This is a genomic window from Alteromonas sp. BZK5 (genome assembly GCF_014349115.1).
Taxonomy (GTDB): Bacteria; Pseudomonadota; Gammaproteobacteria; order Enterobacterales; family Alteromonadaceae; genus Alteromonas; species Alteromonas macleodii.
Genome location: NZ_JACSOE010000017.1, coordinates 1 through 23916, shown reverse-complemented (window position 1 = coordinate 23916; position 23916 = coordinate 1). Strand labels below are relative to the sequence as shown.

Here is a 23916-nt window from a genome sequence, read left to right as displayed (position 1 = left end):
TTTCAGAAGATTGAGTCTATCGAATTATGCAAAGCAGCCGTTGAATTCGCGGCTGCTTTTTTATTGGCTCGTTAGCTCAAATTCCAACTATCAAAGTTCGGCATCGTGTGCCCACTCCCCTCATATTTACTGCGCTACACACCTATAACAAAAAACCATAAATATTCACAATTCAACCTAACTTATGCATTAATTTGCTACTGCGAACTACTAGCAATTCATGCTATTGTTCTTAGCGTCTAAAAAGAAGGCTATTTCAAAGGTGTATTTTGACGCTGCAATCACTGATAAAGAATATCGACACAATTAGCTCTGTTGATGAAATTCCCGCCATTAAATCGTGCGTGGAAGCCAGTTATGCCTGGATAACGGAGTCCTTCGACGCTACGCCGGTTAATCAACTCGTTACCGGTCGTGCACAGTTCGTCGATGCATTGCTTTGTCATCTTTGGCAACTTTATGGTTTAGATACCGTCGATGAATTATCGCTTTGCGCCGTTGGTGGTTACGGCCGTGGTCATCTGCAACCTCATTCAGACATCGATTTACTCATAGTTAGTAAAAAGAAACTTAAGCCCGATGTACAAGAAAAAATTGGCATGTTCATCACCCTTTTATGGGATATCAAATTAGATGTTGGCCAGTCAGTTCGCACTATCAAAGAAACGGTTAAGCTAGCAAAAGACGATATTACGATTGCGACCAATTTAGTGGAAAGCCGATTACTTTGCGGCAGTGAAGCCACCTTTGATAAATTGTGGGATGAAGTTAACGGTCGAAACTCATGGTCGAGCAAAGCGTTTTTCTCAGCCAAGTATGACGAGCAAAAAAAACGCCACGCCAAATTCAACGGTACCGCTTATAACCTTGAACCTAACATCAAAGAAAACCCAGGGTGTTTGCGAGATATTCAGTCTATTGGCTGGGTCGCGAAAAAGCATTTTAAAGAATACGACGGCTGGAACTTAGTTGGCCACGGCTACTTTACCGAGCAAGAGCACAGTGAGTTAATTGCTTGTCGCATGCACCTTTGGAAAATGCGCTGTGCACTGCATCTGATTGCAGGCAGAAGCGAAAACCGACTGCTGTTTGATTACCAACCTGACGTCGCAAAAATGATGGGATATGGTGAAGAAGGCAAATCATCTGTCGAGAAAATGATGCGGGACTTTTTCCGTACCGTGGCGCGGGTGTCTGAGCTAAACCAAATGCTGCTTCAGCGCTTCAAGTACGACATGCTGAACCAAAGCGTTCAGAAAAGCGTGATCATAAACGAAGATTTCGAACTGCTCGATAACATGATATCGCCACGAGACGAAACCGTGTTCTCCTCTCCCGAAGCAATCTTGGACTTTCTGCATTTGGTGGCTAACACGCCAGAAGTACAAGGCCTCAGTACGATTTGCATACGTCAGCTGCGCAACGCTCACCGCGCTTTTGAAGCAGAATACTATGTTGAGCGCCCGCTGTGCCGCGAGAAATTCATGCGCTTAATGAAACAGCCTGAGTTCTTTGATTTAGCATGGGACATCATGCATCAATACGGCATTTTACAAGCTTACCTTCCTGAATGGGATGCCATTGTTGGTATGATGCAGTTCGACCTGTTTCACGCCTACACGGTGGACGAACACACTCACCGATTAGTGAAGCATGTTAACTACTTTTTCTCAAAGGCAAATAAAGACTTCCCACGCTGCGGCAGAATTTGCAGAAACCTTGATAAACCAGAAGTGCTTTACATCGCTGCTATTTTCCACGATATCGCCAAAGGTAGAAATGGCGATCATTCCACATTAGGCGCCCAAGATGTAGCAAAGTTCTGTCAGCAACACGATGTTCCCAGCGACGATGCTGAAATGATTGCATGGCTTGTAGAAAACCACCTACTGATGTCAGTGGTAGCCCAACGCCGCGATATTTATGACCCTGACGTTATAAGCGAGTTTGCTGGCGCGGTAAGAAGCCACAATCACCTTAATTTGCTTTATACGCTCACCCTTGCCGATATTCGTGCCACCAATGACAATCTTTGGAACGACTGGAAAGCATCTTTACTTCGCGAATTATATTTAATGACGCAAAAGGCATTGGATAATGGACTACAGTGTCAAGTAACATTGAACGAGCGAGTAACTACTCACAAACACCAAGCAAGGCAAATTTTGCAAGAGCGCGCTATTGAGCCTGTTGCTATTGATGCATTGTGGGCCCGCCTGGACGACGATTACTTTGTTCGCTTTAAGCCTACTCAAATCGCGTGGCATACTGACGAAATTATTAAAGCTCAGAATGAATGGCTTACACCAGAGCACGATGGCCTGTTAGTAAAAGCAAATGACAACAGTGCGAAAGGTGGCACTGAGGTGTTTGTTTACGGCAAAGATAGAAAAGCATTGTTTGCGCAAGTCGCGTCAGTGCTGGACAGTCGCAACTGTTCAATTCACGACGCCCACGTTACCGTGACCAGAGATGGCTATGTGTTCGATAGCATGCTTATTCTTGAAAATGACGGCAGTCGTATAAGCTCAGAGTCTCGCATTGCGTCCATTGAAAATGCTATTTCTGCCCAACTTGAAAAGCCGGGGCGTTCGCACGAAAATAAGCGTAAATTGCCTCGGCAAATGAAACAACTTGACGTGCCTACTAAGGTACGCTTTTTCAATATCAACGATGAAGCCACGCTTATTGAGTTAGAAGCCCTAGACGCTCCGGGCATTTTAGCTAAAATTGGTCACGCATTCGTTGATACTAATATGACGCTTAAGCTTGCGAAAATTGCCACCATTGGCGAGCGAGCCGAAGATATTTTTATCGTCAGCAATGAGGCTGGCAAAGCATTAACCCAAGAACAACAGGTGAACCTTAAAAAGCGTATCCTGTTCAAACTCGACCAACTTGAAGATATCACAATACCATGAATGAATTGAAAGCCATCATTGAAGACGCCTTCGAAAATCGCGATAGCATTAGCCCTTCATCTGCACCTGATGAAGTAAGAGATGCAGTAGCACAAGCTATTGACCTTTTAAACACAGGTAAAGCGCGCGTTGCAGAAAAAATTGCTGGCGAATGGGTAGTACATCAATGGCTTAAAAAAGCTGTTCTACTTTTCTTCCGTCTTCACAACAACGATGTGATTGAAGGCGCCGAAAGTAAATTTTATGACAAAGTACCGCTTAAGTATACAAACTATACTGCTGAACAGTTTGCGGCTGACGGCGCGCGTATTGTTCCACCAGCAGCGGTACGTACGGGTACATTCGTAGGTAAGAACGCGGTTGTTATGCCTTCTTACGTAAACATTGGTGCGTTTGTTGATGAAGGTACTATGGTTGATACATGGGCGACAGTAGGCTCGTGCGCGCAAATTGGTAAGAATGTTCACCTTTCAGGTGGCGTGGGTATTGGCGGCGTATTAGAACCACTTCAGGCTAACCCCACCATTATTGAAGATAACTGCTTTATCGGCGCGCGTTCTGAAATCGTAGAAGGCGTGATTGTTGAAGAAGGTTCTGTTATCTCAATGGGCGTTTACATCGGTCAGAGCACTCGTATTTATGACCGCGAAACCGGTGAAGTTCACTATGGCCGTGTACCAGCAGGTTCAGTAGTAGTGGCGGGCAACCTGCCAAGCGCAGATGGTAAATACAGCCTTTACGCCGCTATCATCGTGAAGAAAGTAGATGCGAAGACCCGCGCGAAAGTAGGTATCAACGCGCTACTTCGCGGCGTAGAATAAGCAGTACTTCTGGCTTATCGCTAACGGCTCGGGTTAATTTCAATTAGCCGAGCCACATGCTGAAAGACTCACAAATTAAAAGAGGCGCTTATGCGCCTCTTTCTTTTCGTAATCAGAACATCTCTAAGAATTAAGCCAACAGCTTGTCTTTAATGGTGTTGACCCACTCAACTACGTCTTTTTCGGGCTCTAGGGTTTCAATCGCGTCAACCTCTAACATATCGGCAACTGCGTTACCTTGTAGCTCGGTAAGCAACGCATGAAACTGTTTACCTGCACCACAGAAACTTTCGCCATAGCTGCTATCGCCTAGGGCTGCCACCGCGAATGGCTTGCCGGTTAGCATAGGCGATTCGTCTTTCAGATCTGAAAACACAAACTCAAGGTTTGGTGGTACATCGCCCTGCCCTGTTGTAGAGGTAATGATCAAAAGTGCGTCAGCATCAGTAAAATCTGCAACCGACGGGTCGCTTTCTAGTGAGCAATCCACGCCCTGTTCAGCTAAGTTCTCTTCCACCTGCTCAGCTACGTGTTGCGCATTGCCGTAAACTGTACCCGCAATAATTTTCAATGTTGCCATTTTTACCTCATAAACCAATGATCGTCGCCTTTGTCGACAGGCGGAAATTCTTACTATTTTATCAACCTAAACGCAAAACGGCGCTAGTTTTTCGAGCCATAGTCGCATTTCACCGTGCATCTGTGAATTAATCGTTACCCACTTTCCAGTGATAGGATGAGAAAAGCCCATTTGAGTACAACTTAAGGCCAAATTGTTAAACTTAAAGTGCTGCTTGGCGAATTTGTTTTGTTTGCCGTCCCCATGGGTAGTATCGCCGATAATGGGGTGACGAATATGAACCATGTGCCGACGAAGCTGATGTTTACGACCGGTACTAGGAGAAAGCTTAACTAGCGAATATCGTGCACTTTGGTATTTGCCCACAGGCTCAGGCACTTCGAATTTTGCCACTGACTGATACATAGTTGATGCTGGTTGTGGCGGCTGCTGCGGGCGCTTATGCTTGTCGGCTATTTTGTCGTAGCGGTATTTTAGGGCGTAATCGATATACCCTGTGTGATGCACGAAACCGCGAACTATAGCGTGATACGTTTTTACTACCTGCTTATCCATCATCTGCTGTCCAAGCTTTGCCGCAATATCTGAGCTAAAGCTAAACACCAGCACACCTGAAGTGGGTCGGTCTAAACGATGAGCAGGATAGACGTGCTGGCCTATTTGGTCTCTAAGTGTCTGTACTGCGAACACCGTTTCATGTCTATCAATCGGGCTTCTGTGTACTAGTAGGCCTGGCGGTTTCTCAATCGCGATGATGTGTTCATCTTGGTACAACACAGGTAAATGAAGAGCATTAACACTCTCTTCCTCTCCAACGTCTACCTTTCCTATTGTTTGCTCATCTGAATGCACAGTTAATTGGCCTTTTAAATCGTTCTTCGTAATGCGTTGTGTTTGCTCAATCAATGTCTCCATTGGCAATGTTATCAATAACCTGAAGCTGGGACAGAGTGCGCTGATGCCCCGATGACAGGTATATTTCTGCTGCGGGCGCAATTTGCATAGGCGGCAGAGGCATTTCCTGCGTCAACAAAACGCGCATTTTGGGAATGAAAATAAAAGCCAACCAACTCTCAAACGCTAAACAGTCGACCGCAAAAGGAACTGCACTTTCCATAGCATTATTTAGGTCTTGTTCCGAAGGCTCTTCATTTGGCCAAATACCATCCTGATACATGTCTGTTTCTAATTGTATCAATGCTTTACTTAATGCTATGTGATGAGTGCTATTCGTTTTAATCACATCCTCTCCGCAATTCAAAAACGCTTCTATTTCGAAGCGCGCAGTATATCAGGAGCTAAAGGTCAACATAAGTCCGCGTGTCTTATCGTTGAATTTCTTCTGCTGTGATACCATTACCCGTCTTTGTTGGCGGTATCTCATCGATGTGCCCCTTTGAATAGATGTGACAGCCTGGCAAATTTTGATTAAAGCAGTATTTTGGAACGAGTTATGAGCGCTAACGGTATTAATTCTATCAGCGAGTTTTTGTTACATGCAGGCACTGAATATCAGGTTTTTGATTTAGGTCGTCGCCTTGAACCCACCGATAGTCAAACCTTTCTAGAAATAGAAAACGGCAGTGCTTACGCGCCCTACCCTCGTCAGCAGCATGCGTGGTTCGGCATCGTCTTTTGGAATAAAAATGCCTCCACACAACACTATATTTGGTTTGTGAAACTGCCGCTTGATGAGCAAGGCTTAGTGGTGGCCGCTGCAAGGAATCACTTTCTAGAGATTATTGTTGAGGCATTAGGTCAGTCGGTTGCTGAAGATACTGAAAACGCACAAACACTGCCTGACAATCCTTATTCGTTTGTTCCCAATCAATCGCAGCTTGCTCAATTTAACGCACTAGTTAAACGCACCCTAAGCCAACCTTTAAGTGAAGAGGCGCAAAAAGTTGAGGCCTACGTTCAAGCCCCGCAACTTGTTGATTGGCAGCAAATATCCATGCAGAGCGTGGCCGACTTTGTACATAGCCTAAGCCATCACCCCAAACAAGATGTATTAGCGCAGGCAATTAAAACCAACACCTCACTTTACTCGGACGTTTTCCTTAACACATTGATGGAAATGAGTGAAAGCGTTTCTCTGCCTGAAAATTTATTAGCGGCGTATTTAATTGAGATAGATAAAAGTGACGACATCAATTTAGCGGCGTTAAGAGGCACGTCAGAGGGTACCTTTAACCCGACCATTAACAACAAACTACTCGAACTATTAAAAAGCGAAAAGTCGCAGAGACTTGATATTTTAAGCGTTATTGCAGCACGTCATTTCGAGCAAATGGAACCACTACTGCTTAGTGCCTTTTTAGAGCAGGCGGCAAACGTTGATGAAAAAGAGGGTCATAAGGGCACCTTATTCGCAGGCTTCTTTTCGGATTTAGTTCAAATCCCGAAGTTACGCAGACAAGTGCTAACACTTCTGCATTCCAAAGCCAACCCTCAGATTCTCAGTAATGCATTTCAACAATTGTTTGCACAAGCGAGAAAGTAAATGACGTTACTTGAGTTAGTGGTGTGGATGGTTATTGGGTTTACTGGCTATCAGTTTTGGCGCATACGGGCTATTTCTGAACGAACAAACGCTTACCTAAAACAATACTGCGATAAACATGGTTTGCAGTTGTTGAGCGTGGCAAGAGCAAAAACTCGGTTCTCGTTTAAATATGGTAAGCCAGACTGGCACAGTGTATTCAACTTTGAGTTCTCGAGTAATGGTGAGGACCGATATACTGGGGAAGTTGAATTAATAGGTGTAAGGGTTATGCGAACAGAGGTGCCGCCGCATAGGGTTTAAGCTTCTATGTCAAAGAGCGTGAGCGGTTCTTAATTCACCATTCAGATCAGGTTTTACATAACAAGTGCATACGGATTGGTAATAAACAACGCAAAAAAAGGGGAACCTAGCGGCTCCCCTTTTTCCTGGAATTTTGAGTATCCTTCTCCGCGATCCTTTGCGACTAAAATCTTCCCGATTAAAATCCGTATACGCCCCTTTCCATCTACTCTCGCGCCTTCCTGTGCGAGCTACACTTCCATGCGTAGGTCCCTTTCCTTTTTTCCTAAATTACTGCACATCCTACATGCAGTGTTCCTCATCCTGAGGCTGTCCTTGTCAGGCTCCGCTGACGATCCCTTCCTTCGTTCCATTTTTCGCTGCACATCCTGCTACAGCTTTGCTAATCCTTTAGCATGTCCTTCTTTCATCCTTGGTTTGCTCGTCCATGCAAACTAGAAATTCCTTGATGGCTCTCCTGCCGTTGGCTCCTTGCCTCTAGCTCCTTGCTAGCTTTAGTCCCTTTATCCCTGCAACGTCCTGTTTGTGATGTCCTATCACGTTTCTCGTCCTTGAATTCCTTTATTCCCTATCAAATCCGTTTTCAACGTCCGTTTAATGCAGCATCCTATCTGCTTTCTCTTCCCTTTACTCACTGCCTTGTGAGAGTCTCATCCTTAAGTTGTCCTAACTTATTCCGTTGATGATTCCTTACTCAATCCGTGACTCGTCGTGTTTCCTTGTGACATGTTCATAGTATCCCTTCCAATTATTACCGCCATATTGAATTACAGGGATTTAAGAAAGTTTTTTGTACGACTTTCGACTACTTTTAAAAATATGCAATAGAATCAAAGACTTTATACTTTAGTATAATTTTTTCTTTCAGAATTTAGGTAAGATCACTCACAGAGTTTGTAGGAAATGTCTTACAAGCGAATGAGGCAAAAATGCATTTTTGTAAATATGCTAGGAAACGAGAGGACAACCAAGAAAGCGTTAACAAAGTTTACCTACATCTTGAGTTACTTTGAAAGCTAAGCTTGTGACTACAAGTTTAATGGACGGTACTTTTCCTCAATGGCATAGCAATGCAGACGACATATTAGTTATAAGCATATAAGAGCGAATATCTAATCGTGCTCCGTTTACGCTTGTCTAAAGCGCGGTGAAAATTTGCAATACCTTTTCCACTATCGATTAAAAAAATAAACTATTCTTATATTGACTGGGATCAATATCATTAGCGATTAAATCTTGTTAACTATTAGCAGCTGATAAGTCAAAGCTTAGGTAGTTCGGCTCACCATAATCTACTTATTATTGCGATAGGAGACTTATTATGAGTAATTTACCCATAACTAATCGTTCCAGTGACAGTAAATCAAACAGCTTCTTGTCTAGCTTCTTTGGACAAAAGGCCCTTGATAACTTCTTTCAAGATTTTTCTAGTCATTTTCCCTTTTCAAAAGAGTCCTCCGGTCTTATAGACACCAAACTAGATTTCGTTACGCCCAAGGTCGATATTGTTGAGCGTAAAAAAAGCTATGAATTGACTGCGGAATTACCGGGGTTAGAGAGTAAGGACATAAAACTATCGCTGTCAGACGACATTCTCACTATAAGCGGGGAGAAGAAGTATGAAAGCGATGAAGATAAAGAAGACAACATACACGTGATGGAACGTAGTTACGGCAGTTTTCAGCGTAGTTTCAGGTTACCTGTGAGCGTAGAGCAAGATGCTATTAACGCAAATTTTAAGAAAGAAGTACTCAAGATACTTCTTCCTAAATCGGCTAAAGCACAGGAATTACAGCGTAAGATTGAGATAACAGACTAGATACAAATAGCGCCAGGGACGGCTGAATTCGGAGCCTGATATGAATGCTGAAACAGATATTTACCAGATAATGAAAGATACCTTAGTTTTAGTCTTGGCCGGTGGCCAGGGCTCAAGGTTGAAAGAATTAACCAAAATGCGCGCTAAGCCTGTACTAGAGTTTGGGAGCCACTGTCGTATTATAGATTTTCCATTATCGAACTGTGTTAATTCAGGTCTAAAGCAAATTGCCGTGCTGACTCAGTATAAGTCACAGTGTTTAATTCGCCATTTGATGCAGCATTGGAGCCCGTTGAACAACAGCTTTGGCGGTCGATTGGATATTTTAGCGGCATCACAACAACGGTCTGAAAGCTGGTATCAGGGAACGGCAGACGCGTGCTATCAGAACATGGGTTATATTAAGTCGGTGGTTCCGAAATACGTTTTGATTCTTTCAGGAGATCATGTCTATAACATGGACTACCGTAAACTCTTAACTACCCATGTGAAGAGTAATGCTGAAATGACAGTGTCATGCATCGAAGTGCCTACTGAGTTAGCCGCGAATCAGTTGGGGGTGTTAAAGGTTGATTGCAATAGTCAAATTACCGCATTTGATGAGAAGCCCCGCGTTCCCCATGCACTGGTCGATGCTCCTGACTATTGTTTGGCTTCCATGGGTAATTATGTAGTTAACGCTGATGTATTGTTCAAATTACTCACCGAAGATGCTGGCTCGCTTAACTCTGAGCATGATTTCGGCAAAGACGTCATCCCTTCAATTATTGCTCAGCATCGAGTTTTCGCTCATCGCTTTCGTAGCCCCAATGGTGCGCAAATTCCCTATTGGCGAGATGTGGGCACCTTGGACAGCTATTGGCAAGCTCATATGGACTTGCTGAATAACTCAAGTTTATTAAACCTATCCGATCCCACGTGGCCTATTTGGGGAAGCTCTTTTTCACGGGCGCCCACCGAAATTACTAATGGTAGCCACTCGACCTGCTGTGAACTTAAACAAGTATTAGTGGGTTCAGGCTGTAAGTTAAACAGTTGCTCTGTGAGTCAGTCAGTTTTGTCATCAAATGTTAGTATTGGCACAGGGTCAATAATAGATAAAAGCGTGTTGCTACCCGAGGTAAATGTAGGCAGTGAAGCCAGGTTAGCTAATGTAATTGTTGATAAAGGGGTAAACATCCCGCCTAACTTCGTAATTGCTGATACCGCTATAGCAAAACAACAAGGCTTCACAGTTACCCGAGAAGGTGTCATTTTAGTCACTCAAAAAGTTATCGATCGAATCAACGGCTCGTTAGCGGATATCGATAATATACAAAGATTTATGAAATCGAGTTATACCGGCCCTTTACCGGCGAGAATTGTAACTCCGAAAAGTCACGAGTTCCGCGATTACGTACTGTCCGAAAGGTAAACAGTGTTTTGTTTAATGCGTTCAATTCTGAACGCATTAAATTAGAACCCATTTTAGAACCTCAGTATAGGTGTCCTGGCAATATACTAGTTTTGTTTTTTCCTAAACATTATATCGCCGTCTATATGTGACAAATGAAGTTGACTAACGATTTGATAATTGTCGTCGTTAAAGAAGTGACGATGGGAAGGCACGGTGACAAAAACCGCGATGCCTTCGCTTTTGGCGTCTTCTTCTACAACGCTGTCAATTGCACCTAATAAAATATGTCCAAGACCATGGTGCTGATAATCAGGATGTACTGCGATAAAGCTCAACATATGGAAATTGTCGGCGGGTACTAAGGCGCGTACTTTTTCTTCTTTTTCTAACATTTGCTTAGTACCAAATAATCCGGCCGTCAAAAGCATTCGCAATCTCCAATGCCAGTAACGTCCTGAACCAAATGCCGCATCGGGTGCGGTTAAACACGCCACAGCGATAAGCCTGTCGTCATCAAACAGACCTATCATGGGTTGTTCTGCAACCCAGAATGCGTTGAGTTCTTCGCGAATCGCAGAACGAAGGCGGCTTTCATAGCCTTCTTTCTCTGCTTGAAAAATGTCGATGAAAAGGGGGTCGTCTACGTATGCATTGTAAAGAATGGAGGCAGCAACTTTCAGGTCATCAACAGATAAGTAGATAGCTTTAACCGTATCTTGCAAGGGGGCTATTGCGTTATTAATCGCATCGGTATTCATCAGGGGCTCCTTGTACGCAAAGTTGTTAGTTGCAAATGCCCATTCAAATAAGATGGGCAAGGTGGATAAAAATGCGGCCGCATTTAACATTGCGCCAACCACCTCACAAGCTGTTCAAACTTTAGCCTACTCGAAAACCCCTCACATGTTAACTTTTTATTAACATTTAAAAGTAAAGATAAATTCTGCTTTTATATTTAGTCACTAAAATTGAAGCGTGTTTAGTGCATCAAGCTATAGGCGCTGTCACCCCAACCTACCAAATTGCCGTTTCTGAAAACTAATGGGGTGCACTCGTCTTTTGTAGTTATACCGTCGCCCATTGTTTTTTGAGTACGGTAGTAAAGTACGCGATAAGTGCCGTCTTGCTTTTCGAACAATTCGTTAAAGTCAGCAACACCCATTTTTCTCAGCACAGTTTCGTAGCTTGTCCCTGTCTCAAGATTCGCAATGTGTTTGCGATTATTAAACTCTCTATCTTCCCAATCGGCACCATAGTGACTATCTGACCCTCCACCTACAGATACCACACAGCCTGAAAGTAAAACTGAAGATGCTAAAGCTAAAGAAAGAAGAACCGTTTTCATGTGTATTCCTTAAATTATGTGTGTTGTTTTTATTTGATACTACGTCTACTTTGTGAACCGACACTGAATAGACATAAATACGCGAGAAAAGTAACCATTGTATGCACAAGTGATAACGTAATTTAGGACTGAATAAACAAGAATAAGGCCAAAATATAAGATACTGATATTTATATAAATTATAGTTTCACCAGTATTGAACTCTTAAAAAAAAGTAGTGAGATAAGTAACTTATTAGTGAAATTGACTATACACACAAGCTACACTGCTAACTTTGACGACATTGAATCATTTTCGAATTATGAGTAATTCTAATTTACAGCAGCTCCATATTTTATGCCTTCAAATGCATAAAGAAGGTAAAACACCGTCGGTGGGGATTTTACGTGCTAGGGCTCCTTTTAAAGTATCGGTAACCGAAGCCATTGAGGCAATTAAGCGATTTAACGCGCATAAACCTAAATTAGATGTGCCAAGCGAAAAAGAAGACTCGCAACAAAATTCAACTAATAGCGCGGGGCAAGTTAGTAGTCTGCAAGCACGAGTAGAGACGTTAGAAAAAGAAGTGGCAGAACTAAAACGTGTGCTAAATGAGGTAATTAGCGCAAAGTAGTAATGACTTTTGCCGGCAGGCTACTTTATACCTGCCAGACAATGTAATTAAATAAACAGCTTACATAGTGGGCGTAAGTTGCTCCAAAAATGCCGCAAGAGACGGAGCAAGAATTTGAGAAGGCTCTTTACCTACCTGCTCGAGTGCAACTTCACCGCTTTCATTGACAACCGTTAAGATAAAATCTTCTTCATCAGTCAACCCAAAGAACAACGTTGGCGCTTGCCCCAGCCTCTGCTTCATTAGCAAATGGCCAATCAAGTTCTGTTGTAGTCGCTCAAAGTCTTCGCTATTGAAAACTTGTAGAAGCTCGCAGCGACCTTGAGGGGCGGCAGCCCTTAAATTATCGCTGTAGTAACGAGTGAAGTATTCACAGTATTCTGGATTTAGCTTTAGCGATAGCGCCTCTTCAACGTTATTGAAAGACTGCGGGGGCGACTGCAGTGTTGGTGTCCATCTAACAAACTCCCCATCTTGCGCCGTCTTTTCATAGCACGGCGAGGGCCACTCGCTATCATATACGATCTTTAACCCTTCTCCCTTGGTGTGTTCGACATAAGATGATACAAATTTATCTAATTGTGCGGAAATTGTTAGAGCCATTATGACGTTACCTGCGTATTTTTGGGGTACACTATACAACTAAACAGTTAAGTCAATACTGGGGTTGTTTCGACTATACTGCACGACATTAGTTCGCCACTGCGGTTCTCTTATTCAAACCCCACGTAGATGGATAAAAGGTTCACATGTCGACTGACAATTCACCTCAAAAAATTACTATCACTGCACCTGATGACCTCTCTTTGGGTAAACAGGTTGACTACGAATTTGAATATAACCCCGGCTTGTTGCAAGGCGTCCCGCGCAGTTTAAGCCGCGACACATTGGATCTCGCTAACTCTAGTCTACCTTTCGACGGTATAGATACCTGGACTGGATACGAACTTTCTTGGCTTAATTTAAAAGGTAAGCCCAATGTTGCTATTTTAGAATGCCATGTCCCTATCACCTCAGAAAACTTAATTGAATCAAAATCATTTAAGCTCTATTTAAATAGCTTCAATCAGACAAAGTTTGCCTCGGCAGAGGACGTACGACAGGTGCTACAGGCTGATTTATCAGCATGTGCAGGCGAGACTGTTGAGGTAAAGCTAATTCTTCCCGAGCAGTTTACCTCTTTGCAATTTAAAGAATTTGAAGGGACATTGTTAGATAGTCTTGATGTAGAAATCGAACAATACTCCCCCAACACCCAGTTTTTAGCTCTGGCTAAGAGTGGTGCAGAAGTAAAAGAGACGCTTATTTCCCACTTACTTAAATCTAATTGTTTAATCACAAGTCAGCCAGATTGGGCTAGTATTCAAATTAGGTATGAAGGAAAAGCTATTGAACATGAAGGGCTTTTGAAATATCTGATTAGCTTTAGGCAACACAATGAGTTCCATGAGCAGTGTGTTGAGCGCATCTACAACGACATAATGCAACATTGTCAGCCAGATAAGTTAACGGTGTGCGCTCGTTATACACGAAGAGGCGGTTTAGACATCAACCCCTTCCGTTCGAATTATGAAGCGCCTTATGCCAATCATCGTCAAGCACGTCAGTAATATTACGGTGAAGTACACCCCTAAAGCTAACACAGCCGCGGCGGTAACAGTGAATTAGAACTAAGACGAGATTATGGAAGCAAAACAACTACAAACTTTAAAACAAAATAATGCGCTTCTTTGCCAGTTTATTGTGAAGCTCTCAGCATTTTACGAGGGCTTCTCCGATAAAATAGATACTGAACTCAAGGTATTGCGTGGCCATCTATCTGGCACACCAAATTTCAGCCTAGCGGCGGTCAGTATTGAAAAGCTTAATAAATCTCTACAGCACCAAGAAATAACTCTGAGAAAATACAGCGTTGATACTGTATCTTCGCTAGAAGATGCGATGAAACAGCTGCAGAAAATTGTTTTTCAAGACAGTGAGTTGAAAGGGCTGACAACACAAGAGTTGATTAAATTGAATCAGCCTGTGGGCGATATATTTAGTATTTATAAACTATACGCAAAAGCCATTGCCCTTCACCGCATTGCACTTAACAAGAAAATGGTAGGCCTCGAACCAACCGGGTCGGTTGAGGCGCCATCGAACAAGCAAGAAAATTCGACCACTCGCTCGCTTAAAGATGACAATCCTCACTACCGCTCTATATTAGTTGAACTTAATCATTTGATTACTTCATACGCGCAGAAAAAACCGAATGATCCTCAGCTCAATGACATAAAGCAACGTCTCGATGACGGCATGGATGAAGACCAGTTACTGAAAAGCTGCGTTGTAATTTTGCGGATGATTGTGCAAGACGCCATGTCAGAGGCTAGCCTGACAGGGAAAGTCATTCAGAGCCTACACCGTTCGCTAGGTGAAGTAAGCAACGATGTAAACAATACCATTCAGGGGAGTCAAGCCCAATTCGAGCAACGCCAAGCGGGCAATGAACAGCTTAAGCGTGAGATTAGCCACATAGAAGAAGCTGTATCAGAAAGCAGCTCCTTAGAAGCCCTTAAAGAGCAGACCCAGTTTCGGGTTGAAAAGCTTGTAAGCACCTTAAGCGAGCAGCAAAGCAACGATCAGCAAGGCCAAGAAGCGCTAATGGCATTGCTGTCTTCAATGCAGTCGCGCATAGATACGCTTCAGCAACAAACCAGCGTTTATAAAAAGAAACTCGCCGAGCAAGCAATGCAGAGTCGAACCGATCCGCTAACACGCCTTCCTAATAGACAAGCATATAACGAAAAATTAGACGCAGCGTATGCTCACTTTAAATCTAGTGGGGATACTCTGGCAGTTGCCGTTGTTGATATTGATCATTTTAAATCGATCAACGATAGGTTTGGTCACGCTGCAGGAGACAAAACTCTGCAAGTGGTGAGCAAGTTTCTGAAACAAAGCCTGTCAGAAAATGATTTTGTTGCCAGATGGGGGGGAGAAGAGTTCGTTATGCTGCTGCCTAACACGCAGATGGCAGATATTGATAAAAAGCTTAATGAAGTTAGAACAAAGCTCGCTGCTATGCCGTTCAAATTTAAGCAAGAAAAAGTAAAAATTACCGCTTCTTTCGGCGCAACCTGTTTCGGTGAAAATGATACTACAGAAACGGTTTTCGAGCGCGCCGATGAATACCTTTATAAAGCGAAACGTAACGGCCGCAATCTCGTAGTCACTGATTTAAGCACTGACTTATAGGAAGTAAAGTATGAAGAAAGTGCAGCTTAACCCTGTTGGCTGGATGAGCCAACTGTCGCAAGTAGAAGTTTCTCGCCTTCAAGATGCCACTAATAGCGAGCTTTTCGCTATGTTCAGAAACTGCTGCCTTGCTGTATTGAACAGCGGCGTTGATGAAGACAATTTCGAAGCGCTATTCGCCCCCTATGAGAATTTTGAAATTAAGCTCATACGTCGTGAACGAGGCGTAAAAATTGAGCTCGTCAATCCGCCCGAGGTAGCGTTCGTAGATGAGCAACTCGTACGTGGTGTACACGAACATCTTTTCGCTGTACTGCGCGACTTGCTTTACATGGGTAATAAGTATGCATTTCTTCACCAAACCGCTCCAGCGGAAGGTAACGACATTACCGATATGGTTTTTGACATGCTACGCCATGCCAAAGCACTTGAGGGTAACGACGGCGTAAACACTATTGTTTGCTGGGGTGGCCACTCTATAAATCAGGTTGAGTATAAATACACTAAAGAAGTAGGCTATCAACTTGGCTTACGTGATATGAATATTTGTACCGGATGCGGCCCTGGGGCAATGAAAGGCCCAATGAAAGGCGCTACCATTGGTCATGCTAAGCAGCGCCATAAAACCGGGCGTTACATTGGTATATCAGAGCCGAATATCATTGCTGCTGAGCCACCGAATGCCATAGTAAACGAGCTCATTATCATGCCGGATATCGAAAAACGCCTAGAAGCGTTCGTTAGATTGGGCCATGGTATCGTCGTGTTCCCAGGAGGTGTTGGTACAGCAGAAGAACTGCTTTACCTGCTTGGCATCTTGATGAATGAACGAAATGCACAGCAGCCCTTCCCTTTTATATTGACTGGCCCTGCTGGTAGCGAAGAGTATTTCGAGGCTATTGACGCCTTTGTCGGTGCAACGCTTGGTTCACAAGCGCAATCAAAATATCAAATTATTGTGAACGACCCGGAAGAAGTTGCCCGCACTATGAAGAAGCAGCTTGAAAAAGTGAAGCAGTTTAGATGTGCCATGGGTGACGCTTTTAGCTTCAACTGGTCGTTAAAGATAGAGCAAGATTTTCAACAACCCTTCATTCCAACTCATGAAAGCATGGCTGCACTTCAGCTTCATTTGGATCAAAGCAAAAGTGACCTTGCCGCTAATTTGCGAAAAGCGTTTTCGGGTATTGTCGCAGGAAACGTTAAAGCAGAGGGTATTGCCCAAATTAAAAAACATGGTCCGTTTGAACTTACTGGTGACAGTGCACTGATGGAAAAAGTCGATACGCTGCTAGAATCCTTTGTAAAACAGCACCGAATGAAGCTCCCGGGGACGGCATATGAACCGTGTTACGTTGTGAAGAATGAAAAATAAGGTAATGAATAACCGATAACCGTGATAAGACGCATTTGCTTACGTTTACTACTTATGCTTGGCAGACGTTTTGCGTTACACTACTAAAGAGTATTGTTTTACGCATTAAAGCATCAAGCTTTCTCTCAACGTGATGGAAATGCGTCCCACTCGTGATTAACACTAACATTAAAGTAAAGAAAAACGAGAAGTAACGGTCATGAATACCAAGGTTATTCGTCTAATTTTAGCTGGCATCGCCCTTTATGCGGTGTTTGTTTTTATGGTTATCGCGTTCTATCCCGATAAGCCAGAAAATATGGATTGGAAAGACCGTGAAGAATATAACCGTGTGCAAATTACCAAGTTGAAGTTGGGCAGTACAAGAGAAGAGGTTTTGGCTTTGTTAGGCTCACCTGACATTACAGAAGCTAAGCGACAAGGAGCAACGGCGATACAGGTTATGTTTTTCAGGACACAACATGTGCGCGCTGACGGCTTAACCACGCAAGATGAATGTACACCGTTACTTTTTGAAAACGACAAACTTATTGCATGGGGTGAAGGGGCTTACTCCAGTTACCAAAAAAGTTAGAAGGATGGGGAGTGAGCGACATCATTTCCACACTTAAACGCCTGGTTCAGTTAGGTAACACTGAACTTTCTGTCGAGCAGCGTATAAACCATTGGTTGAAAATCGCTAAACGGATCCTGACCTTAGTAAACGCCAATCCAGCGCTTGCTGCAGCAACGTTACACATCGATAATGACCTTCCCAAAGATACTCAACATCTTTTATTATTGGCGCTGTTTGGCAAGCTTTGCCGATTAAACGACCACTATTTACAACATGTGCTTGCGTCTTTACTCGCATCCCTCTGGCTTTCAAGTAAAGGAACACCAAGCGACCAAACGGCCAATATCATTCGCTTTTTGCGTAAACACAATCTCTCGATTTGGCTGGATATCATTAAACTTCAAAAAGCATTTCGGTCAGACAAGCCCATTAACTACGTTGCAGACATTCGGCTTAATATGGTTCAAAGGCTTTGTCTCCTAGCAAATGTTTTCGCTACTAAAACAAAAAAAGCAGATTATCGTGAGGTTTTCACTCAGATCGTTTTACGCCTTCCAGCACATCATCGTCACCTTATTGCACCACTTATCAACCTATTTAATGGTGTGCTACCTGGCGCAAAGGTTTACGCAAACGGCGTACCGGGCGCGCTAGTCGACATTCAGCAAAATCACGGCTACGTATTTATGCTTAGTCAAGACGATGAAGATGGAAAGTGGCTGCCTCTATCGTCAATACGCTCTCCCATTTCACTATCAATGCCGTTTGAGCACTTTGTTGCTCTTTACACTGATACCGCCACTGCGAGAGTAAATCATGGCGGCACACCATTTTTACCTTCTACATTCGCAATTCAGCATCCCCCTAAAGCTCTTATAACTATTATCGATGAGCTGCAAAAGCGCGATGTAGATATTGAACAACTTTGCGAAAAAATTGAAAGCGTGCCCACGTTTAATCACTTTTTGATGCACACTGCGAGTCAGGACAACCGTCTTCAGCTTCCGGTTAAAAGCATTAAACAGGCGGTTTTGACCTACGGCATTGAACGTGTGGGTGACATGCTTATTCAATTTGCTCTGTTAGAACGGCTAACGCAAAACCAATTTCCACTGATGGGCATGTGCAAGCAATTAACTTTATTGGCTTGTTCATTTGCAAGCTATTTCGCACAACTCGCCGATTCGAAGTTTTCGCCGCAATCTGCCGCATTGACTATGACCTTTGTTTGTACTCCCTTGTTCACGCTACCAGGGTTTAAAGTGTCACGAGCATTACCCGTCGACCTCAGCAAAGCTGTGTCCATTAATAGCGCATTCAAGGTCAAATCTGACACGCCTTGGCTAGCAATCGCTTCTGAACTTGCTGGAAGTTGGCATCAAAGCTCGACGTGGCGTGCCGTTATACACCAATGCAGTAAAGTAAGTACGGACGTTCCTAAATCACTTCAAAAGGAACAAGCAATTCTGGTGTTGAGCTTCGCTCTCGCCAAAGCATGCTTATTTAATCAGGATATTTATCCATTACTTCAGGATATCAATATCAAAACACTTTTAAATATCCTAGGTATTCGACGAGATGATGTGGTAAACGCACTAGACGCTAATGGGTCACTTTTGTTCTGTCCGCTTGCGCAGTAACGCCATTTACTCCAATACATCGTACTCGGCTATTTAATTAATCTTTACGAATGGCTATAACTTGCGCCAGGTATCGTATAAAATACGGCAACTTTTGCAGTGCTTAACCCTTTTTCCCTACATTTTCCATTATAATAAGTAAGCAGGCAGAAATTGGCTCATAAACGCCAAGCTACAAATTGAATAAACCTAACGATTTTGACAACAGAATTACCAGAGGATCCCTCCACATGACTCAGCAACGTATTACAGTCATTCGCGGTGACGGCATTGGCCCGGACATTATCGATGCAACCACAAAAATTTTAGATAAGGTTGGCTGTGACTTTGCCTATGACTATGCCGATGCTGGCCTAGTCGCACTGGAAGAACATGGCGAGCTTCTACCTCAAGAAACTTTAGACCTAATCGCAAAAAACAAAGTTGCGCTTAAAGGTCCTTTAACGACCCCCGTTGGTGAAGGTTTTACTTCAATCAACGTTAGTCTTCGCAAGCAGTTCAAACTGTACGCAAACCTTCGTCCTGTGATGTCATTCAAAGGCACAAAAGCACGTTACGAAGACATCGATATCATTACCGTTCGTGAAAACACGCAAGGTATGTACTCTGGTCTTGGCCAAGTTGTATCAGAAGACGGTAACGAAGCTGAAGCAATGAGTAAGATCACTCGTGACGGCGCTGAAAAAATCGTTGTTTTTGCTTATGAATTAGCGCGCCGTGAAGGTCGTAAGAAAGTAACAGCTGTTCACAAAGCTAACATCCTTAAGTCAACATCAGGTCTTTTCCTTAAAGTAGCCCGTGAAGTTGGTGAGCGTTATCCTGACATCGAGTCAGCTGAAATGATCGTTGATAACTGCTGTATGCAGCTTGTGATGAACCCGCATCAGTTTGACGTTATCGTTACGACTAACCTTTTCGGTGACATTCTATCTGACCTATGTGCTGGTCTTGTCGGTGGTCTTGGTATGGCACCAGGTGCAAACATCGGTGAAGATTGTGCAATCTTCGAAGCCGTTCACGGTTCTGCACCAGACATTGCTGGTAAGAACCTAGCTAACCCGACGTCAGTAATCTTGGCAGCAGCGCAAATGCTTGAGTACCTAAACATGGGCGATAAAGCAGAGAAAATTCGCGCAGCACTGAAAGACGTGATCGAATCTGGCGATCGCACAACACGTGACCTTGGTGGTGAAGCAGGTACAACCGAGTTCACTCAGGCGCTTCTTGACCGCCTATAAGCATTTTAGCTTACACCTTTAAATTATTTCAAAACGGGCTTAATAGCCCGTTTTTTTTATGCCTCTATTAATCACTCCCCTGCTTTAAACTGTACTAAAACTGGACTACCGCTTTTCTCGTTCACCTTTATTATTTCCTTTGTACACGTTGAAGTGTGCTGAGCTTTGTAACTTGGTCACAACAGAAGACAGGAAATTTTTGAAGAGGCCTGCTCCGCTTGCATCTAGGTTACAAAAGTCAGCGCGCTTTGGTACATGACTTAAACCCATTTACTTAAATATTGCGCCGATAACGCTTTATGGCGCGCTTAGCAACATACAAGGAAAGATGATGAAAAAATTAATCTCAGGTTTACTCGTACTATCTGCACTAGCCATTCAAACGCCAGCGGTTCACGCTCAACCAGCGGATAGTGGAAATGCACAAGCTAATGAAGGTACAAGCCAACAACAACGTATCGATTTAAACTCGGCGACCGTAGAGCAATTAATTACCCTACCCGGCGTTGGACAATCTAAAGCGAAAGCTATTATTAAATATCGTGAAGAAGTAGGCCCGTTTCTTGAGGTCGCACAATTAACTCAAGTGAAAGGTATCGGTGAAAAGATGCTTAATAAAATTGAAGGCTATGTACAGGTAAGATAGAAGGACTAAAGCGAAAAGGCGGTACGCTGGCTCCACACACAAAAAATGCGCCGCAAGGGCGCATTTTTAATCGTTTAAAGCTATTTAATTGCCTTAGGCCTGCTGTTCTTTCATCTACACTAAAGATCAACAAGCCCTAGTAAGACTATTTAACAACAGAAGCTAAGTATTCTTTAAATTCGTCGCCTAACGATGGGTGACGTAACGCATATTCAACGTTAGCTTTCATGTAACCCAACTTACTACCGCAATCGTGACTCTTACCTTTCATGTAGTAAGCATCAACTTGTTCAAGTTTCATCAATGCATCAATAGCATCAGTAAGCTGAACTTCACCACCGGCTCCTGGAGGCGTGAACTCTAACAGATCCCAGATTTTTTCTGACAGAACGTATCGGCCTACAACGGCAAGGTCAGAAGGTGCTTCGTCGCGAGGCGGCTTCTCAACCATTTTGTGAATCTTCGCTGACTCACCTGGCGCAATTGCCGCGCCGTCTAGGTCTGCGATACCAAATTTAGAGATATCTTCGTCTGGAACCTGCTCAACCATGACCTGGCTTACTCGGCTGGTGTTAAATTTGGCAACCATGTCTGCAAGGTTATCCTTTTTAGGATTACTTGCTGCATCATCAATAATGACGTCAGGTAGTACTACCGCAAATGGCGCATCGCCAATCAGAGGTCGAGCGCAAAGTACTGCGTGACCAAGTCCATTCGCAACGCCTTGGCGAATATGCATGATAGTTACATCTTTTGGACAGATTGACTGAACTTCTTCTAACAGTTGGCGTTTTACACGCTTTTCTAGTGTGGCTTCTAGCTCAAAAGAGGTATCAAAGTGGTTTTCAATACTGTTTTTACTCGCGTGCGTTACTAGGATAATTTCTTTTAGTCCTGCAGCAACACATTCGCTTACCACGTATTGGATCAATGGCTTATCAACCACTGGCAACATCTCTTTTGGAATAGCTTTCGTTGCTGGGAGCATTCTCGTCCCAAGGCCCGCTACAGGGATTACCGCTTTTTTAACCTGACTCATAGTTAATATCCTTTTTTAAAATCCTAAATACACGCCTAAGACGACTTTCAGCCGTTTGTTATTCCTTAAGCTGAGATATATTCACTGTTGTTCGCAAGACTAATGCAATCGATGTTCCAATTACCTTTTTAGAGCGTCTGTGTATTGAAAATGAGCAAAACAGCTCAAAACCACCGATAAAAGCACAAAATTAGGGATAAATAATATCTAATGCACCATAATAGTGAAAGCGTTTATGATTTGTCCTTCCTTTCCTACACATCAAGTGTCGCTTTTTTTCACACTACTTTTTGGAATTAGTGCATGCTCTATGGGGCCGGTTTTGCGTTTTAATCCATCTTTGAGTCCTGCCCACATGAAAGCGCCTCGCGTTTTTCCTTGCTCAAAGCAATATCTGTTTACAAGATACCTCAGAGGTATTGCACAAACATGACGAAGTTTCCAATAAAGAGGAACGTAATGGCGGCGCGCTAAAATGAGTACGTTACGAAACTGATAGTAGAGCCTTATCGGTGCGCCCTGCTTGAATGTCACACCGCAAACTTTCACTCTATCATCGCCTTGTCGATGAGGCATACATGCACTGAGCGACTGATAGATAACCATGCCCTTGGCTCGAGCACGCCAGCACCATTCGTGATCAACGCCATCGATAAAGAGCTCATTTTCTTTTTCACCCACGCGTTCAAAAGCACGTTTGGAAATTAACATGCCTGAGGCAATGATTTGCTTTACTGTTTTTAACTTTTCGGAAACCTGCTTCCCTTTTTGCAGAACACCCTGATCGACACACTCTGAAAATTGGCAATAGATCGAAGGGCCTATGGCTGCAATTGGGGAACGTTGCTCAAGGTCATGGAATTGCCTCACTAACTCAACAGCAATATCGGGAGAGAAGAAGCTATCTTGATCAAGCAAAAAGGCGTAGTCGCTTCCCTCATTAAAGAGTACTTTCAAGCCGACATTCTGAGCGTGGGCGATACCAATATTTGAGGGGTAATGAAGATAAGTAACATCAGTTGTTAAAAGAGCCTGCTGAGGACTTGGAGAATTATCAACTAAGATGACGTTCCAGTCAGGGGCACAAAACGCATCGATGAGACTACGCACGTGCTCAACATCAGGATTAAATAGTATAACAACAACGCCGACGCTCAATGTTTACCAAACCTTTCCAGTAAATGTCTATCAAGTTTATAGGCAAGTTTAACCACTTTTCCAGGCATTAACCTCAATGCTAAGACACCACAAGCGTAAAAAAAGTTATAGGGTGAAAGTTGCTTTAATTTACGTATGGCATATAAACGTGCTCTGAACTCGTTGAGCGACTTACTTAAGCCTCGACGTTTATAAAAGTTATTAACTCGTCTGAACTTCAAAAGTCGATCTTTTAAGTTCCTAAAGATATACCCCTTAGACGCTAAGGTTATCCAGAAAAAATAGTCTTGTGTGTTTAACAAGTCACTGTCGTAACGATGCCCATCATTAAATACATTGTAACGAATAACTACTGTTGGATGGTTAAGCGAGCATCGTCTCGGCAAGATACGAACGATCTGCCTGTGCGAAGCGGGCATTACTCGCGCGCCAACTTTAACACCACTTTCGTTGACTTCTGTTAGCGCTGATCCTAATACAGAAATATTGCTGTGCTTTTTAAGGTAGGTGATTTGACGTAAAAGGCGGTTTTCTTCAGAAATATCATCCGCATCCATTCTTATGAAAAACGATGGGTTAAACTGCATACCGAAGTCAGCAACTGAGTTCATGCTACTTGCTAGCCCCACATTGTGACTATTCGACGCTATTATTACCCTGTCGTCTTTACTTGCTACATCCTCTAGTAGGCGAGTTATTTGTTGAGGTACAGGTCCGTCGGCG

At 43.3% G+C, this 23916-nt stretch carries 23 protein-coding genes; 14 read left to right on the top strand and 9 right to left on the bottom strand.

All coding sequences use genetic code 11. The features are described 5' to 3' along the window. Positions 1-269: 269 nt before the first annotated feature. Positions 270-2921 carry a [protein-PII] uridylyltransferase gene (gene glnD / locus BIZ39_RS07035; protein WP_168532526.1) on the top strand — a complete coding sequence of 884 codons (2652 nt, stop codon included), beginning with the start codon at positions 270-272 and terminating at the stop codon, positions 2919-2921. Beyond that, a complete protein-coding gene (gene dapD, locus BIZ39_RS07030; RefSeq protein ID WP_014948549.1) occupies positions 2918-3742 on the top strand; it encodes a 2,3,4,5-tetrahydropyridine-2,6-dicarboxylate N-succinyltransferase in 825 nt (274 codons plus the stop codon). The genes glnD and dapD overlap by 4 nt, the downstream gene beginning before the upstream one ends. A gap of 130 nt (positions 3743-3872) precedes the next feature. Here dapD and BIZ39_RS07025 read toward each other — a convergent pair whose 3' ends face one another. The 3 genes from BIZ39_RS07025 to BIZ39_RS07015 all read right to left on the bottom strand — a co-directional run bounded on the left by BIZ39_RS07025 (position 3873) and on the right by BIZ39_RS07015 (position 5565). Continuing rightward, positions 3873-4322, bottom strand: coding sequence for a flavodoxin domain-containing protein (locus tag BIZ39_RS07025; RefSeq protein ID WP_039223258.1), 450 nt, complete (start codon positions 4320-4322; stop codon positions 3873-3875). Positions 4323-4388: 66 nt separating this feature from the next. Next, a complete protein-coding gene (truC, locus tag BIZ39_RS07020) occupies positions 4389-5228 on the bottom strand; it encodes a tRNA pseudouridine(65) synthase TruC (RefSeq protein ID WP_187446680.1) in 840 nt (279 codons plus the stop codon). Further along, positions 5221-5565, bottom strand: a complete 345-nt coding sequence (locus tag BIZ39_RS07015) for a YqcC family protein (RefSeq protein WP_316248237.1) — start codon at positions 5563-5565, stop codon at positions 5221-5223. The genes truC and BIZ39_RS07015 overlap by 8 nt, the downstream gene beginning before the upstream one ends. A gap of 210 nt (positions 5566-5775) precedes the next feature. Here BIZ39_RS07015 and BIZ39_RS07010 point away from each other — a divergent pair, with 210 nt between their 5' ends. From BIZ39_RS07010 to glgC, 4 genes are all read left to right on the top strand, one after another. Next, the gene (locus BIZ39_RS07010) at positions 5776-6825 is read left to right on the top strand and encodes a DUF3549 family protein (RefSeq protein ID WP_187446668.1); all 1050 of its coding nucleotides are present in this window, start codon (positions 5776-5778) and stop codon (positions 6823-6825) included. After that, the gene (locus tag BIZ39_RS07005; RefSeq protein WP_014948544.1) at positions 6826-7128 is read left to right on the top strand and encodes a DUF3301 domain-containing protein; all 303 of its coding nucleotides are present in this window, start codon (positions 6826-6828) and stop codon (positions 7126-7128) included. Positions 7129-8449: 1321 nt separating this feature from the next. Further along, complete coding sequence (locus BIZ39_RS07000; RefSeq protein WP_187446667.1) at positions 8450-8947, top strand: Hsp20/alpha crystallin family protein; 498 nt, start codon at positions 8450-8452, stop codon at positions 8945-8947. 40 nt (positions 8948-8987) lie between these two features. Next, positions 8988-10361: a glucose-1-phosphate adenylyltransferase gene (gene glgC, locus BIZ39_RS06995; RefSeq protein WP_168462595.1), complete on the top strand. Its 1374-nt coding sequence runs from the start codon at positions 8988-8990 to the stop codon at positions 10359-10361. 86 nt (positions 10362-10447) lie between these two features. Here the strand turns inward: glgC and BIZ39_RS06990 are convergent, their stop codons facing one another. After that, positions 10448-11101, bottom strand: coding sequence for a GNAT family N-acetyltransferase (locus tag BIZ39_RS06990; RefSeq protein WP_044556927.1), 654 nt, complete (start codon positions 11099-11101; stop codon positions 10448-10450). A gap of 221 nt (positions 11102-11322) precedes the next feature. Beyond that, the gene (locus tag BIZ39_RS06985) at positions 11323-11688 is read right to left on the bottom strand and encodes a DUF3192 domain-containing protein (RefSeq protein WP_014997556.1); all 366 of its coding nucleotides are present in this window, start codon (positions 11686-11688) and stop codon (positions 11323-11325) included. A 301-nt stretch (positions 11689-11989) separates the two neighbouring features. Here BIZ39_RS06985 and BIZ39_RS06980 point away from each other — a divergent pair, with 301 nt between their 5' ends. Further along, the gene (locus BIZ39_RS06980) at positions 11990-12301 is read left to right on the top strand and encodes a hypothetical protein (RefSeq protein ID WP_049585976.1); all 312 of its coding nucleotides are present in this window, start codon (positions 11990-11992) and stop codon (positions 12299-12301) included. A gap of 60 nt (positions 12302-12361) precedes the next feature. On the opposite strand, the gene syd is transcribed toward BIZ39_RS06980, so the two are convergent. Beyond that, on the bottom strand, positions 12362-12904 hold the full coding sequence (gene syd, locus BIZ39_RS06975) for a SecY-interacting protein (RefSeq protein WP_156086041.1): 543 nt from the start codon (positions 12902-12904) through the stop codon (positions 12362-12364). A 146-nt stretch (positions 12905-13050) separates the two neighbouring features. Between syd and queF the strand changes: the two genes are divergently transcribed. The 7 genes from queF to BIZ39_RS06940 all read left to right on the top strand — a co-directional run bounded on the left by queF (position 13051) and on the right by BIZ39_RS06940 (position 20996). Next, positions 13051-13911 carry an NADPH-dependent 7-cyano-7-deazaguanine reductase QueF gene (queF, locus tag BIZ39_RS06970; protein ID WP_049585974.1) on the top strand — a complete coding sequence of 287 codons (861 nt, stop codon included), beginning with the start codon at positions 13051-13053 and terminating at the stop codon, positions 13909-13911. A gap of 73 nt (positions 13912-13984) precedes the next feature. Beyond that, positions 13985-15541: a GGDEF domain-containing protein gene (locus tag BIZ39_RS06965; RefSeq protein ID WP_168462598.1), complete on the top strand. Its 1557-nt coding sequence runs from the start codon at positions 13985-13987 to the stop codon at positions 15539-15541. Between the two features lie 10 nt (positions 15542-15551). Beyond that, positions 15552-16916: a nucleotide 5'-monophosphate nucleosidase PpnN gene (gene ppnN, locus BIZ39_RS06960; protein WP_187446666.1), complete on the top strand. Its 1365-nt coding sequence runs from the start codon at positions 15552-15554 to the stop codon at positions 16914-16916. A 199-nt stretch (positions 16917-17115) separates the two neighbouring features. Further along, a complete protein-coding gene (locus BIZ39_RS06955; RefSeq protein ID WP_014948536.1) occupies positions 17116-17490 on the top strand; it encodes a DUF3192 domain-containing protein in 375 nt (124 codons plus the stop codon). A gap of 11 nt (positions 17491-17501) precedes the next feature. Further along, the gene (locus BIZ39_RS06950) at positions 17502-19112 is read left to right on the top strand and encodes a hypothetical protein (protein WP_049585971.1); all 1611 of its coding nucleotides are present in this window, start codon (positions 17502-17504) and stop codon (positions 19110-19112) included. A 230-nt stretch (positions 19113-19342) separates the two neighbouring features. After that, the gene (locus tag BIZ39_RS06945) at positions 19343-20350 is read left to right on the top strand and encodes an isocitrate dehydrogenase (RefSeq protein WP_014948534.1); all 1008 of its coding nucleotides are present in this window, start codon (positions 19343-19345) and stop codon (positions 20348-20350) included. Positions 20351-20681: 331 nt separating this feature from the next. Continuing rightward, complete coding sequence (locus tag BIZ39_RS06940) at positions 20682-20996, top strand: ComEA family DNA-binding protein (protein ID WP_061484972.1); 315 nt, start codon at positions 20682-20684, stop codon at positions 20994-20996. A 145-nt stretch (positions 20997-21141) separates the two neighbouring features. Here BIZ39_RS06940 and galU read toward each other — a convergent pair whose 3' ends face one another. The 3 genes from galU to BIZ39_RS06925 form a co-directional block, all read right to left on the bottom strand. Further along, the gene (gene galU, locus BIZ39_RS06935) at positions 21142-22035 is read right to left on the bottom strand and encodes a UTP--glucose-1-phosphate uridylyltransferase GalU (protein WP_014975843.1); all 894 of its coding nucleotides are present in this window, start codon (positions 22033-22035) and stop codon (positions 21142-21144) included. Positions 22036-22296: 261 nt separating this feature from the next. Next, positions 22297-23193, bottom strand: a complete 897-nt coding sequence (locus BIZ39_RS06930; RefSeq protein ID WP_187446665.1) for a glycosyltransferase family 2 protein — start codon at positions 23191-23193, stop codon at positions 22297-22299. Continuing rightward, positions 23190-23916 (bottom strand): glycosyltransferase (locus BIZ39_RS06925; protein ID WP_187446664.1); only part of this gene is annotated, 727 nt, incomplete at its 5' end. The genes BIZ39_RS06925 and BIZ39_RS06930, both read right to left, overlap by 4 nt.

Bases quoted from the DNA above. Each gene is read 5' to 3' on its own strand.
- BIZ39_RS07005 (WP_014948544.1), top strand. From the start codon at position 6,826: ATGACGTTACTTGAGTTAGTGGTGTGGATGGTTATTGGGTTTACTGGC.
- BIZ39_RS07000 (WP_187446667.1), top strand. From the start codon at position 8,450: ATGAGTAATTTACCCATAACTAATCGTTCCAGTGACAGTAAATCAAAC.
- glgC (WP_168462595.1), top strand. From the start codon at position 8,988: ATGAATGCTGAAACAGATATTTACCAGATAATGAAAGATACCTTAGTT.
- galU (WP_014975843.1), bottom strand. From the start codon at position 22,035: ATGAGTCAGGTTAAAAAAGCGGTAATCCCTGTAGCGGGCCTTGGGACG.
- ppnN (WP_187446666.1), top strand. From the start codon at position 15,552: ATGAAGAAAGTGCAGCTTAACCCTGTTGGCTGGATGAGCCAACTGTCG.
- queF (WP_049585974.1), top strand. From the start codon at position 13,051: ATGTCGACTGACAATTCACCTCAAAAAATTACTATCACTGCACCTGAT.
- BIZ39_RS06980 (WP_049585976.1), top strand. From the start codon at position 11,990: ATGAGTAATTCTAATTTACAGCAGCTCCATATTTTATGCCTTCAAATG.
- BIZ39_RS06965 (WP_168462598.1), top strand. From the start codon at position 13,985: ATGGAAGCAAAACAACTACAAACTTTAAAACAAAATAATGCGCTTCTT.
- BIZ39_RS06955 (WP_014948536.1), top strand. From the start codon at position 17,116: ATGAATACCAAGGTTATTCGTCTAATTTTAGCTGGCATCGCCCTTTAT.
- syd (WP_156086041.1), bottom strand. From the start codon at position 12,904: ATGGCTCTAACAATTTCCGCACAATTAGATAAATTTGTATCATCTTAT.
- BIZ39_RS06990 (WP_044556927.1), bottom strand. From the start codon at position 11,101: ATGAATACCGATGCGATTAATAACGCAATAGCCCCCTTGCAAGATACG.
- BIZ39_RS06945 (WP_014948534.1), top strand. From the start codon at position 19,343: ATGACTCAGCAACGTATTACAGTCATTCGCGGTGACGGCATTGGCCCG.
- BIZ39_RS07025 (WP_039223258.1), bottom strand. From the start codon at position 4,322: ATGGCAACATTGAAAATTATTGCGGGTACAGTTTACGGCAATGCGCAA.
- dapD (WP_014948549.1), top strand. From the start codon at position 2,918: ATGAATGAATTGAAAGCCATCATTGAAGACGCCTTCGAAAATCGCGAT.
- BIZ39_RS07010 (WP_187446668.1), top strand. From the start codon at position 5,776: ATGAGCGCTAACGGTATTAATTCTATCAGCGAGTTTTTGTTACATGCA.
- BIZ39_RS06940 (WP_061484972.1), top strand. From the start codon at position 20,682: ATGAAAAAATTAATCTCAGGTTTACTCGTACTATCTGCACTAGCCATT.
- BIZ39_RS06985 (WP_014997556.1), bottom strand. From the start codon at position 11,688: ATGAAAACGGTTCTTCTTTCTTTAGCTTTAGCATCTTCAGTTTTACTT.